The organism is Stenotrophomonas sp. SRS1, assembly GCF_026130205.1.
Lineage (GTDB): Bacteria > Pseudomonadota > Gammaproteobacteria > Xanthomonadales > Xanthomonadaceae > Stenotrophomonas > Stenotrophomonas rhizophila_B.
This window is the reverse complement of sequence record NZ_JAINFD010000002.1, coordinates 132,563-144,757: the sequence shown is the minus strand read 5'-3', so window position 1 is coordinate 144,757 and position 12,195 is coordinate 132,563. Positions and strand designations below refer to the sequence as shown.

At 68.0% G+C, this 12,195-nt stretch carries 13 protein-coding genes; 7 read left to right on the top strand and 6 right to left on the bottom strand.

Annotation, left to right across the window (positions count from 1 at the left end):
* Positions 1–41: 41 nt before the first annotated feature.
* Positions 42–791: a ferredoxin--NADP reductase gene (locus K4043_RS06395; protein ID WP_123729865.1), complete on the bottom strand. Its 750-nt coding sequence runs from the start codon at positions 789–791 to the stop codon at positions 42–44.
* A gap of 104 nt (positions 792–895) precedes the next feature.
* Between K4043_RS06395 and K4043_RS06390 the strand changes: the two genes are divergently transcribed.
* From K4043_RS06390 to K4043_RS06375, 4 genes are read left to right on the top strand one after another with little or no spacing between them, the layout of a single operon-like run.
* Complete coding sequence (locus tag K4043_RS06390; protein ID WP_123729864.1) at positions 896–1,855, top strand: ABC transporter ATP-binding protein; 960 nt, start codon at positions 896–898, stop codon at positions 1,853–1,855.
* A complete protein-coding gene (locus K4043_RS06385; protein ID WP_123729863.1) occupies positions 1,852–2,652 on the top strand; it encodes an ABC transporter permease in 801 nt (266 codons plus the stop codon). The genes K4043_RS06390 and K4043_RS06385 overlap by 4 nt, the downstream gene beginning before the upstream one ends.
* Entirely contained in the window at positions 2,652–3,590 is a 939-nt protein-coding gene (gene panE / locus K4043_RS06380) for a 2-dehydropantoate 2-reductase (protein WP_265308640.1), read from the top strand. The genes K4043_RS06385 and panE overlap by 1 nt, the downstream gene beginning before the upstream one ends.
* A gap of 5 nt (positions 3,591–3,595) precedes the next feature.
* Positions 3,596–4,492, top strand: coding sequence for an NAD-dependent epimerase/dehydratase family protein (locus tag K4043_RS06375; RefSeq protein ID WP_265308639.1), 897 nt, complete (start codon positions 3,596–3,598; stop codon positions 4,490–4,492).
* Positions 4,493–4,572: 80 nt separating this feature from the next.
* Here the strand turns inward: K4043_RS06375 and K4043_RS06370 are convergent, their stop codons facing one another.
* Complete coding sequence (locus K4043_RS06370) at positions 4,573–5,370, bottom strand: TatD family hydrolase (protein WP_265308638.1); 798 nt, start codon at positions 5,368–5,370, stop codon at positions 4,573–4,575.
* Positions 5,371–5,422: 52 nt separating this feature from the next.
* Complete coding sequence (locus tag K4043_RS06365; protein ID WP_265308636.1) at positions 5,423–5,944, bottom strand: hypothetical protein; 522 nt, start codon at positions 5,942–5,944, stop codon at positions 5,423–5,425.
* A gap of 90 nt (positions 5,945–6,034) precedes the next feature.
* On the opposite strand from K4043_RS06365, the gene hrpB reads away from it, so the two are divergent.
* On the top strand, positions 6,035–8,539 hold the full coding sequence (hrpB, locus tag K4043_RS06360; RefSeq protein WP_265308635.1) for an ATP-dependent helicase HrpB: 2,505 nt from the start codon (positions 6,035–6,037) through the stop codon (positions 8,537–8,539).
* Positions 8,540–8,722: 183 nt separating this feature from the next.
* The gene (locus tag K4043_RS06355; protein ID WP_123729857.1) at positions 8,723–9,112 is read left to right on the top strand and encodes a hypothetical protein; all 390 of its coding nucleotides are present in this window, start codon (positions 8,723–8,725) and stop codon (positions 9,110–9,112) included.
* Positions 9,113–9,171: 59 nt separating this feature from the next.
* On the opposite strand, the gene K4043_RS06350 is transcribed toward K4043_RS06355, so the two are convergent.
* The 3 genes from K4043_RS06350 to K4043_RS06340 form a co-directional block, all read right to left on the bottom strand.
* On the bottom strand, positions 9,172–9,711 hold the full coding sequence (locus tag K4043_RS06350; RefSeq protein ID WP_265309310.1) for a pseudouridine synthase: 540 nt from the start codon (positions 9,709–9,711) through the stop codon (positions 9,172–9,174).
* A gap of 68 nt (positions 9,712–9,779) precedes the next feature.
* A complete protein-coding gene (locus K4043_RS06345; protein WP_123729856.1) occupies positions 9,780–10,040 on the bottom strand; it encodes a hypothetical protein in 261 nt (86 codons plus the stop codon).
* A gap of 71 nt (positions 10,041–10,111) precedes the next feature.
* Positions 10,112–10,921 carry a methyltransferase gene (locus K4043_RS06340; RefSeq protein ID WP_259262074.1) on the bottom strand — a complete coding sequence of 270 codons (810 nt, stop codon included), beginning with the start codon at positions 10,919–10,921 and terminating at the stop codon, positions 10,112–10,114.
* Positions 10,922–11,145: 224 nt separating this feature from the next.
* On the opposite strand from K4043_RS06340, the gene K4043_RS06335 reads away from it, so the two are divergent.
* Positions 11,146–12,105: an aldo/keto reductase gene (locus tag K4043_RS06335; protein WP_123729854.1), complete on the top strand. Its 960-nt coding sequence runs from the start codon at positions 11,146–11,148 to the stop codon at positions 12,103–12,105.
* Positions 12,106–12,195 lie beyond the last annotated feature (90 nt).

The following is a 12,195-nucleotide window of genomic DNA, read 5'->3' as shown; positions in this document are numbered from 1 at the left end:
CGCTGGGCGCCCACACCCTCAGGCGTGACCGCCGGACACGGTCACTTGCTGCTGACGTACTTCTCGCGCCGCACCTGCGGAGTCGGCAACCCGGCCGTCTTCAGCGCCTCGAACGTCGCATCGACCATGTCCGGGTTGCCGCACAGGTAGGCAATGTCGGTGCCCGCGCTCGGAGCGAATTCGGCCAAGTGCTGTTGCACGTAGCCGTGGCGTACGTCCGGATGCGGGTCCTCCGGCAGCTCGCGGGACAGGCACGGCACGTAGCGGAAGCCCGGATGGGCGGCCGCGAAGGCATAGAAGTCCTCGCTGTAGAGCAGTTCGGCCGGCGTGCGGGCACCCTGCAGCAGGACCACCTCCACGCCACGCTCGGCCATGGCGGTCGCCAGCAGCGGCAGCATCGACCGGTACGGGGTGACCCCGGTTCCGGTGGCGATCAGCAGATAACGGGCGTTATGGTCGCCCGGCTGCAGGCAGAACCGGCCGAACGGGCCGCTGGCGCTGACGTGGCCGCCGATGTCCAGGCCCTCGAACAGGGCCGTGGCGGCACCGCCGGGGACGAAACTGACCGCGATATCGACCGCGTCACCGGCGCCGAGGGCATGATCATGAATGGTCGCCAGCGAATAACTGCGCTTGGTAGCGGTGCCATCGGCGTACTCGAAATGGACCTGGATGAACTGGCCGGGCTGGAAATCCAGCGGCTGGCCGTCATCACGCAGGAACTGGTAATGGCCGATGGTGGGCGCCAGCATGCGCCGGTCGACCAGTTTTAGGGGGAATTGGGCAGGCACGACGTTTCGGGACAGTGTGTAGCCGGGGCGAGCCCTCGGGGTCTTCTATAATAGCCGCTCCCCGCCCCTATCCAGCGCCAGCCCATGGGCGCGAAGGCAAGAGCTTGGCTTCCCAGAACACCCCCGCGCCCACCGCCGCGCCCGCCCTGCGGGTGCGTGACCTCCGCAAAACCTATGACAACGGCACCCAGGCGCTGAAGGGCGTCTCCCTGGACGTGGCCCCGGGCGACTTCTTCGCCCTGCTGGGCCCCAACGGCGCCGGCAAGTCGACCCTGATCGGCATCATCAGCTCGCTGGTGAACCTGAGCGAAGGCCAGGTGGAGGTATTCGGCAGCGACCTGGTGCGCAACCGCAGCGCCACCATGCGCCTGATCGGCCTGGTCCCCCAGGAGATCAACTTCAACCTGTTTGAAAAGCCCTTCGACATCCTGGTCAACTACGCCGGCTTCTATGGCGTGGCGCGTGCCGAGGCGGAGAAGATGGCCGAAGAAGAGCTCAAACGCGCCCACCTGTGGGAGAAGGCCCAGGTGATGAGCCGCACCCTGTCCGGCGGCATGAAGCGCCGGCTGATGATCGCCCGCGCGATGATGACCCGCCCGCGCCTGCTGATCCTGGATGAGCCGACCGCTGGCGTGGACATCGAGATCCGCCGCGACATGTGGCGCGTGCTCAAGGAGATCAACGCCGCCGGCACCACGATCATCCTGACCACGCACTATCTGGAAGAGGCCGAGCACCTGTGCCGGAACCTGGCCATCATCAACCACGGCCAGATCGTCACCCAGGGCCCGATGCGCGAACTGCTGGCCAAGCTGGACGTGGAAGGCTTCCTGTTCGACATCGACGGCAGCCTGCCAGCCCAGCTGCCGGAGATCGAAGGCGCCATCCTGATCGCCACCGACAGCCACACGCTGGATGTGGACATGCCGCGCGCGATGGACCTCAACCGGGTGTTTGACGCCTTGAACGCCGCCGGCATCCGGGTGCGTTCGATGCGGACCAAGAGCAACCGCCTGGAGGAGCTGTTCGTGCGCCTCACCGGCAACCAGGAGAATGTGGCATGAGCAGCACCCCGACCCCGGTCCTGACCGACGGCCAGCGCAACCGCATCGCCCTGATGACCATCGTGCGCCGTGAAGTGGCGCGCATCCTGCGCATCTGGGGCCAGACCCTGGTGCCGCCGGCGATCACCATGACCCTGTACTTCCTGATCTTCGGCGGGCTGATCGGCTCGCGCGTGGGCGAGATGGGCGGCTACAGCTACATGCAGTTCATCGTGCCGGGCCTGGTGATGATGAGCGTGATCCAGAACAGCTACGGCAACATCAGCTCCTCGTTCTTCGGCGCCAAGTTCGGCCGCCACGTGGAAGAGCTGCTGGTCAGCCCGATGCCGAACTGGGTGATCCTGTGGGGTTATGTGTCCGGTGCTGTGCTGCGCGGCATGATGGTCGGCGTGATCGTGCTGATCATCGCCATGTTCTTCACCCCGGTGCGCATCCCGCATCCGCTGGTGACGTTGACCACGGTGCTGCTGGGCGCGACGATCTTCTCGCTGGCCGGCTTCATCAACGCGGTGTACGCCAAGAAGTTCGATGACGTGGCGATCGTGCCGACCTTCATCCTGACCCCGCTGACCTACCTGGGCGGCGTGTTCTATTCGGTCAAGCTGCTGCCGACGTGGGCCGAGGCGGCCACGCATGCCAACCCGATCTTCTACATGGTCAACGCATTCCGCTACGGCCTGCTGGGCACCAGCGACGTGCCGCTGTGGGTGGCCTACGCGCTGATGATCGGCTTCGTGGTCGCATTGACCGCGCTGGCGCTGTGGCTGCTGAAGCGTGGTGTGGGGATGCGCAGCTGATGCGCATCCTGATTCTCGGCGCCGGTGGGACCGGTGGTTACTTCGGTGGTCGCCTGGCCCAGGCTGGCGTCGACGTGACCTTCCTGGTGCGCCCGGCCCGCGCTGCGCAGCTGGACGCGGCAGGGCTGGTGCTCCGCAGCCCGCGGGGCGACGCGGCGTTCCCGGTCCAGCACGTCACCGCCGAGGCGCTGCCCGCACTGGCGAGCGCTGAACCGTTCGACCTGGTGATCCTGAGCTGCAAGGCTTACGACCTGGCCAGTTCGATAGAAGCGATCGCCCCGGCGGTCGGCCCACGCACCACGGTGCTGCCGATCCTCAACGGGCTGCGCCATTACGCCGATCTCGATGCGCGCTTCGGCCGCGACGCGGTGCTGGGCGGGTTGTGCTTCATCAGCGCGACCAAGGCCGCCGATGGCGCGGTGGTGCATCTGGCGCCGGCGGCCAAGCTGACCTTTGGCGAGCGCGACGGCACCGGCAGCAGCGCGCGCGTGCTGGCACTGGCGGCGGCCTGCGTACAGGCGGGCGTGGACCACGTCGCCAGCGATGCCATCGGGCAGGAGCAGTGGATCAAGTACACCTTCCTGACCACGCTGGCGGCGGCGACCTGCCTGATGCGCGCCGATGTCGGCACGATCGTGGCCACCGATGACGGTGCGGCGATCGTGCGCGGCCTTTACGACGAATGCGTGGCGGTTGCCGAGGCGGCTGGCGAGCCGATCCCGGCCAAGGCGCGCGAGATCGCGCTGACCGCAACCACCCAGGCCGGCTCGTCCTTGAAGGCCTCGATGCTGCGCGATCTGGAGGCCGGCCAGCAGGTGGAGGCCGGGCATATCGTCGGCGACATGCTGGTGCGTGCACGCGCAGCCGGACAGGCGGCGCCGCTGCTGGCGGTGGCCTATGCGCACCTGCAGGCCTACCAGCAGCTGCGCAGCGCCTGAGCACGATGCCTACCGCGCTGCCCGCCCGCGTGCTGGTGCTGGGCCTGGGCTACAGCGGCCGGCATCTGGCCGCGCTGCTGCACGCGCACGGCGTGGCCTGCAGCGGCACGGTGCGTGATCCGGCGAGTGCGCCGGAGGATGGGCTGCTCCGCCACCGTCTGGTTGCAGGCGAACCGATCAGCGCGGAGCTGTGTGAGGCAATCCGCACGGCCGAGGCCATCGTCTGCGCCGTGCCACCCGATGCGGAGGGCGACCCGGCCTTGCGCCTGCTCACCGATGCGCTGAGTGACAGCCCTGCCCTGCGCTGGGTCGGCTATCTCTCCTCGACTGCGGTGTATGCCGACCGCGCTGGCGGCTGGGTCAACGAGACATCCACCGCCGATGCGACCGATGAGACCGCCTTGAAACGCCTGCACGCGGAACAGCAGTGGCAGGCCGTCGCGCAGGCCCGCGGCATCGCCTCGGCGGTGTTCCGGCTGCCTGGCCTGTACGGGCGCGGGCGCAATGCACTGGTCCAGCTGGCGCAGGGCAAGGCGAGGCATGTCGTGCGGCCGGGGCTGGTGTTCAACCGGCTGCATGTGGAGGATCTGGCCAGCGCGGTGCTGGCGGCAATGCAGCAGGCCGAAGGCCATGCCCTCCATCTGCTCAGCGATGACGAACCAGCGCCGCCGCAGGACGTGGTGGCCTACGCGGCGGCGCTGAGTGGGCTGCCGCTGCCCGTCGTGCAGGCGTGGGACGCACCCGAGGTGGCCGCCTCACTGCGCCGCTTCTACACCAGCAACAAGCGCATCGATGGCCGCGTCACGCGCGCCGCATTGCAGTGGCAGCCACGCTTCACGACCTACCGCGAAGGGCTGGACGACGCGTGGGCCCACGGCGACGGACGCCCCGCGCTACGGTAGCCCACGACCGTTGGTCGTGGGTGCGGTGCACCAATGCGCGGCCCGACACGCGTACCGACCCACGGTCGGTACCCAGCCTCTCAGGCCGCGTCAGGCAACCGGAAGAACGCGCGCGTAGCCGCCGTCGCGTTGGCTGCCGTGGTCGCCACGTCTTCCCCACGATCACGGGCCAGCTCTTCAACAATGTGCGACAGAAACATCGGCTCGTTGCGACGGTCCTTCGGCAGTGGCTTGAGCGTGCGCGGCAGCAGGTACGGTGCGTCGGTCTCGATCATCAGCCGGTTGGCCGGGATGTGCTTGACCAGCTCGCGCAGGTGCGCGCCGCGGCGTTCATCGCACAACCAGCCGGTGATGCCGATGTACCAGTCCTGGTCCAGATAATCGAACAGTTCCTGGCGCTCGCCGGTGAAGCAATGCACCACCGCCGGGCCGAGCTTGCCGTCGAAATTCTTCATCTGCGCCATGAAATCGGCATGGGCGTCGCGCTGGTGCAGGAACAGCGGCTTCCCGTTCTCGGCGGCGAGCTGCAGTTGGCGCTCGAAGGCACGGTGCTGCGCCGGGCGCGGCGAGAAATCTCGGAAGTAATCCAGCCCGCACTCACCTGCCGCCACCACCTCGGCATGGGCGTGCAGCGCGCGCATTTCCGCGTCGCATTCGTCGGTGTATTCCACCGCATGGTGCGGGTGCACGCCAGCGGTCGCGTACAGGAACCCCGGATGCTGGCGGGCCAGATCCAGCGCCATCGGCGAATGCTCGCGGCTGGCGCCGGTGATCACCATCTGCACCACCCCCGCCTCGCGCGCACGCGCCAGCACGGCGTCGCGGTCGCGATCAAAGGAATCGTGGGTGAGGTTGGCGCCGATATCGATCAGTTGCATGGGGCTGCTGCAGGACGGGAAACCCGGCCATTGTACCTGCGCCCCGGCAGGCTCAATCGGACGCCCCGCGCGTGGGGCGATCATGGCGCTCCCACCGCGTGGGCAGGCCGAACGCTGCGCAGTCGCGGCACGTCAGCGCGCCGCCGGCGGTAGCGTCGAAACGCAGGCGGCGCGCGGCATCGTCAGCACACTCAGCGGTATCGTCGAGCAGAAGCTCGAAGCCATCCGTCCGCCGGCACAGGTAGAGAATGTCCTTGCGGCGGTCCAGCGTGCTGCGCGCCAGCGCCTTCAGCGTGATGTAAGCCACATCGTCGGCCAGCTGCAGGCTCGGATACACCGCTTCGCGCAGCGTGCCATCGGCCAGTGCGCGCTGGATCGCAGCATCATCGCTCAACCCCGCCGGCAGGTAGCGCGCCTGGATCTGCGCCCGGGCGAGCACGGCCCAGTGGTTGCCATCGTAGGGTGCCTGCAGCGACGTGTCCGCCTCGGCCGTGGCGGGCTCGGCAGCGATGGCAGCGAACGGCGCCATGGCGCCTGCGATCAACAACGACAGCACGCGTAGAGCGCAGCGCATCGGGGTATCCATGGGGTCAGGGCGGCACAGGGAAACACGCCCGCCGCGCGCTGGCAATGCGCTGCGCAGCGGACGCCGTATCCTTGTGCAATGAGCCCCCCGATTTTCCCCATCTCCACGCTGCTGCCGCAGATCCTGACCACGCTGGAGCGCGGCACCCGACTGGTGCTGGAAGCGCCACCCGGCGCCGGCAAGACCACCCAGATGCCGCTGGCCCTGCTGGATGCGCCATGGCTGGAAGGCCGCAAGATCATCATGCTGGAGCCGCGCCGCGTGGCCGCCCGCAGCGCCGCGCAGTTCATGGCGCGGCAGCTGGGCGAGAACGTCGGTGAGACCGTTGGTTACCGCATCCGCTTCGAGAACAAGATCTCCGCGCGGACCCGCATCGAGGTGGTGACCGAGGGCATCCTGACCCGGATGCTGCAGGACGACCCGCTGCTGGAAGGCGTGGGCGCGCTGCTGTTCGATGAGTTCCACGAGCGTCATCTGGCAGCCGACCTCGGTCTGGCCTTGGCCTTGGATGTGCAGTCCCAGCTGCGCGAGGACCTGCGCATCGTGGTGATGTCGGCCACGCTGGATGGCGAGCGACTGGCGCAGTTTCTCGATGCGCCGCGCCTGAGCAGTGGGGGCCGAAGCTTCCCGGTCACGATCGCGCACTTCCCCGCCCGCCGCGACGAGGCACTGGAACCGCAGGCACGGCGCGCCGTCGAGCAGGCCTTGGCCGAGCATCCTGGCGATGTACTGGTGTTCCTGCCCGGCCAGCGCGAGATCGCGCGCGTGCAGACCGCGCTGCAGTCCGTGCTGGATCCGGCCGTGCAGGTACTGCCGCTGCATGGCGAGCTGCCAGTGGACCAGCAATCGCAGGTGCTGCAGCCCGATCCCGGCGGTCGGCGCCGCGTGGTACTGGCCACCAACGTGGCCGAGTCATCGGTGACCCTGCCCGGCGTGCGGGTGGTGATCGACGCGGGTCTGGCACGCGAGCCGCGTTACGACCCCAACAGCGGTTTCGCGCGCCTGGACGTGGTGAACATCGCGCAGGCCTCGGCCGATCAGCGTGCCGGCCGTGCCGGCCGTGTCGCCGAGGGCTGGGCGTGGCGCTTGTGGCCGCAGTCGCAGCGGTTGGAGGCACAGCGTCGGCCCGAGATCGCGCAGGTGGAACTGGCCTCGCTGGCACTGGAACTGGCCGCCTGGGGCAGTGACGACCTGCGTTTCGTCGATACACCGCCGGCCGGTGCACTGGCCGCCGCGCGTGAGCTGTTGCAGCGTCTGGGCGCACTCAGCGACAGCGGCACGCTGACCCCGCTGGGCCGGCGCATGCTGACCCTCGGCACGCATCCGCGCCTTGCGGCGATGCTGATGGCGGCAGGCAGTGGTGTCGAGCAGGCCCTGGCCTGCGATCTGGCCGCGCTGGTGGAAGCGCGCGATCCGCTGCGCCAGGGCGGTGATGCGCTCGCCGCGCGGTGGCGGGCGCTGGCGGCGTTCCGCCAAGGGCGGGCACCCCACGACGCCAACCGCGGCGGCCTGGCCACGATCGATGCCGCCAGCAAGCAGTGGCGGCGACGCCTGCGCTGTGATGCCGCGCCCCCTTCCTCCGTCGAAGCGCATCAGCTCGGCGACCTGCTCGCACATGCGTTCCCGGACCGGATCGCTGCCCGCCATCCCACCGATCCGCTGCGCTACCTGCTGGCCAATGGCCGCAGCGCGCGCCTTTTTGATCCCAGCGATCTGCGTGGTGAGCCGTGGCTGGTTGCGGTTGAACTGCGCTACGAAGCACGCGACGCATTGCTGCTGCGCGCCGCGCCGGTGGACGAGAACCGCCTGCGGCGTGACTTCCCGGCGCGCTTCACGCAGGAGGACGTGGTGCGCTGGGACGGTGAGAAACGTGCGCTGGTCGCGCGGCGCGAAACCCGTTTCGATCGCATCGTGCTGGACAGCCGCTCGGCCGGCCGCGTGGATCCCGCGCATGCCGCGAAGGCCCTGACCGAGGCCGTGGCCGAACTCGGGCTGGAGGCACTACCGTGGACGGATGGCCTGCGCCAGTGGCAGGCACGGGCGCTGGCCGTGCGTGCGTGGATGCCGGAGCTGGAGGTGCCGGACGTCTCCGATGCAGCGTTGATGGCGACGCTGCCGACCTGGCTGACGCCCGCGTTCAATGGCAAGACACGCCTGGATGCCCTCGATGAATCCAGCCTCGGCGAAGCGCTGAAGTCACCGCTGCCGTGGGCGCAACGCCAGCTGATCGATCGTCATGCCCCGGTCCGCATCACCGTGCCCTCCGGCATGGAGCGCCCGATCCATTACGCAGTGGATGCCGACGGCATCAGCCCGCAGGCGCCAGTGCTGGCGGTCAAGCTGCAGGAGCTGTTCGGCCTGAGCGATACCCCACGCATCGCCGACGGGCGCATTCCGTTGACGCTGCACCTGCTGTCCCCCGGCGGCCGCCCGCTGCAGGTCACCCAGGATCTGCGCAACTTCTGGGCGAACACCTACGCCGAGGTGAAGAAGGAAATGAAGGGGCGGTATCCCCGACATCCGTGGCCGGACGATCCGTGGACGGCGAACGCGACACACCGCGCCAAGCCGCGCGGCACGTGAACACGCCGCCCTCTTCCTCACCCGACGCGCGCATTCATGGCTGTCACCTGACCATCGCCGGGCACGTGGCTCGCGCAGCGCGGGGAACCGGCTACAGTCGTGATCCGGTCGTAGCACATGGATAACACGCCCTACACGGCCACCGCGCGACACTGGATCAGAACCTTTAGGCAAGGACCCCCCATGAGCAGATTGACTGTGATTACCGACCGCGCCCTCGAGCGTGCCCTGGACCTCGCCAGCACCGCGGGTGATGGCCTCAAGCATGCCGGCAGCAACCTGCGCCATTTCGGGCCGCAGGCCACCGACTGGATCAAGACCGGTGCCGCACTCGGCGCGGTCAAGACCGGCAGCAAGGTCGCCGCCAAGGTGGTGCGCCGCAATCCGGCCGTGACCATCGCCGCCGCCGCTGTCGGCGTGGGGCTGCTGGGCTATGCGCTGTACCGCAAGCAGCAGAAGAAGAAGCTTGCCAACGGCGGCGTGGTGAACGGCCAGGCGCAGCGCATCAGCGCACGCAACCGCCGCAACGAGACCGTGGTGGACGAAACCAGCGATATCGGCAGCGACGCCTGATCCGCTGACGCGTTACCGCACGTGCATCGAAACCGCCGGTCGCTACCGGCGGTTTTTTATTATCCGACCTCGCGCCATTGGCCGGGTTGAAGATCGCCGATCGCATGCGCGCCCATCGAGACACGCACCAGGCGCAACGTGGGCAGTCCGACCGCTGCGGTCATGCGGCGCACCTGCCGGTTGCGGCCTTCGCGCAGCGTGATCGCCAGCCACGCATCGGGCACCGTCTTGCGGAAACGCACCGGCGGCGTGCGCGGCCACAGCTCAGGCGACGGTTCCAGCCGTTCGACACCGGCCGGCAGCGTTGGCCCATCGTTGAGCAGCACGCCACGGCGCAGCGCCTGGACCTGCGCATCGGTCACCGTGCCTTCGACCTGCACCCAATAGGTTTTGTCGGCCTTGTGCCGCGGATCGGTCAACTGGTGTGCCAGGCCGCCGTCATCAGTGAGCAGCAGCAGGCCTTCGCTGTCGTAATCCAGCCGGCCAGCCGCGTACACCGCCGGTGGCAGCCCGAAACCAGCCAAGGTCGCGCGCGGCGGCTGGCTGCGGTCGGTGAACTGGCACAGCACGTTGAACGGTTTGTTGAAGGCGATCAGCATCGGGGCAACAGCGGCACGGGGATGGCCCATTGTCCCATCCCCGTGCCGCCGCCGCGATCCGGACGGCGTCAGCCGATGACGTTCATCTTGAGCAGAAAGTAGACGAGCACCAGCACCACGCCGCAGACATTGGCGATGCGGGCTTCCCGTGCCCAGCGCCCCGTGGCGGGCGCGTTGAACGCGCTGCGTCCATCCAGCGCAGCGCCAGTGAGCAGCAGCCCAAAGCCCGCCGCCCCCATCAGGTCGTAGCCGTGCTGACCGTAAAACACGAAATCAACGATCTTGATCAGCGTCATCGCCGCAAGACCGATCAACAGCAGCTTCTTCAAGGGTGCATTCCTTTACCGTCCCTGGAACGCGCGGGCCGCAGCCCGCGCGCTGTGTCTTATGCGCGGGTCGCTTACTTGCCTGGCTTCACGAAGCGCAGGGTCATGCGGTCGCTTTCGCCGATCGCCTGGTACTTGGCCTCGTCGGCCGCGTCATGCTGGTTGGTCGGCGGCAGCGTCCACACACCGTTCGGGTAATCCTTGGTGTCGCGCGGATTGGTGTTGATCTCGCTGCTGCCGGCCAGTTCGAAACCGGCGGCCTTGGCCATCGCGATCACCTGCTGCTGGCCCACGTAACCGGTCTTGTCGTCTGCCGGTACATCGGCCTTGGCCCGGTGTTCCACCACGCCGAGCACGCCGCCTGGCTTGAGCACCGAGAAGAAGCCCTTGAACATGCCTTCGGCCTGGCCGCTGCTGCGCCAGTTGTGCACGTTGCGGAAGGTCAGCACCACGTCCGCCGAGTTGGCCGGGCCAAAGACCGGGGCCTTCGGGTCATAGGCGACCACGCGGCTCTTGCCGAACACAGCAGCGTTGCCGGCGAACTTCTTGTCCAGCCCATCTCGGCTGCGCTGCTGGTAGTCGCGGCCACGTCCCTCCGCCACGGCCATCGGGTCGACCACGGCGGCGACGTACTGGCCCTTGTCGTGCAGCAGCGGCGCGAGGATTTCCGAATACCAGCCGCTGCCCGGGGTGACTTCGATGACGGTCTGCCCCGGTGCGACGCCGAAGAACGACAGCGTCTGCGCGGGATGGCGGTACGCGTCGCGCTTGACGTTGGCCGGATCGCGGCGGCTGTCCTGCACGGCTTTCTGCACGGCCGGGGTGATCGCGACCTGCGCGTTCGGGCCGGCGGGCTTGATCGCCATCGCAGGCGTGGCAAGCATCAGGGTAGAAACAGTGAACAGGCAGGCACAGGTCAACGAACGGGCTTTCATCGGCGAGCTTCCGGTAGCGGGATGCCGCGAGACTAGCAGCGAAGCGTGTACAGGTGTTCACAAAACGTTAGTGCGACGCAGCAATCCGGAACACTGTTTTGTGCCCGCTGCCCCAACGCTGTCACCACACCGGCCGTATCCTGTGGAAACGATTCCCAGGGAGAACATCACCCATGACTGCCACGCGTGAACTCGGTCGTTCCGGCCTCCATGTCGCCCCCATCGCCTTCGGCGGCAATGTCTTCGGCTGGAGTGCGGACGAGAAGACGTCCTTCGCCCTGCTCGATGCCTTCGTCGATGCTGGCTTCAACCTGGTCGACACCGCCGATGCATATTCGGCATGGGTGCCCGGCAACCAGGGCGGCGAATCGGAAACCATTCTGGGCCGCTGGTTCAAGCACAGCGGCAAGCGCGACAAGGTCGTGCTGGCGACCAAGGTCGCCAAGTGGGCCGAGCGCCCGGGACTGTCCGCCGACAACATCACCGCCGCGGTGGAGGATTCACTGCGCCGCCTGCAGACCGATGTGATCGATCTGTACCAGGCGCACGAAGATGATGAAGCCACTCCGCTGGAGACCACGCTGGCTGCGTTCGGCCGCCTGATCGAACAGGGCAAGGTGCGCGCGATCGGTGCTTCCAATTACAGCGCCGAGCGTCTGCGCGATGCCTTGAGGGTATCGGCCGACTACAAACTGCCGCGCTATGAAACGCTGCAGCCGGAGTACAACCTGTACGACCGCGCCGGTTATGAGGCCGGGTTGGAAGCGGTGGTGCGCGAGGCGCAGCTGGGAGTGATCAGCTACTACTCGCTGGCAAGCGGCTTCCTCAGCGGCAAGTACCGCAGCACTGCCGACGCGGGCAAGAGCAGCGCGCGCGGCCAGAGCGTGGTCGACAAGTACGTCAATCCGCGCGGGCTGCGCATCCTGGGCGCGCTGGACGATGTGGCCAGCACGCATGGCGTGAGCCCATCGCAGGTGGCGATCGCATGGTTGATCGCGCGCCCCGGCATCACCGCACCGATCGTCAGCGCCACCAGCGTCGAGCAGTTGAAGGAGGTACTGGCGGCGGCGAACGTCGCGTTGTCGGCGCAGGATGTGCAGCAACTGGATGACGCCAGCGCCGAACAGGCCTGAGCCCATAGGTCTTTGCCACGGACAGCCGCCGCAGGGCGGCTGTTTCCGTTTGGGGCGGGCGTTCCGCTCCCGGACCGGCCGAGCCCCTGA

Bases quoted from the DNA above. Each gene is read 5' to 3' on its own strand.
- K4043_RS06385 (WP_123729863.1), top strand. From the start codon at position 1,852: ATGAGCAGCACCCCGACCCCGGTCCTGACCGACGGCCAGCGCAACCGC.
- panE (WP_265308640.1), top strand. From the start codon at position 2,652: ATGCGCATCCTGATTCTCGGCGCCGGTGGGACCGGTGGTTACTTCGGT.
- K4043_RS06375 (WP_265308639.1), top strand. From the start codon at position 3,596: ATGCCTACCGCGCTGCCCGCCCGCGTGCTGGTGCTGGGCCTGGGCTAC.
- K4043_RS06370 (WP_265308638.1), bottom strand. From the start codon at position 5,370: ATGCAACTGATCGATATCGGCGCCAACCTCACCCACGATTCCTTTGAT.
- K4043_RS06365 (WP_265308636.1), bottom strand. From the start codon at position 5,944: ATGCGCTGCGCTCTACGCGTGCTGTCGTTGTTGATCGCAGGCGCCATG.
- hrpB (WP_265308635.1), top strand. From the start codon at position 6,035: ATGAGCCCCCCGATTTTCCCCATCTCCACGCTGCTGCCGCAGATCCTG.
- K4043_RS06355 (WP_123729857.1), top strand. From the start codon at position 8,723: ATGAGCAGATTGACTGTGATTACCGACCGCGCCCTCGAGCGTGCCCTG.
- K4043_RS06350 (WP_265309310.1), bottom strand. From the start codon at position 9,711: ATGCTGATCGCCTTCAACAAACCGTTCAACGTGCTGTGCCAGTTCACC.
- K4043_RS06340 (WP_259262074.1), bottom strand. From the start codon at position 10,921: ATGCTTGCCACGCCTGCGATGGCGATCAAGCCCGCCGGCCCGAACGCG.
- K4043_RS06335 (WP_123729854.1), top strand. From the start codon at position 11,146: ATGACTGCCACGCGTGAACTCGGTCGTTCCGGCCTCCATGTCGCCCCC.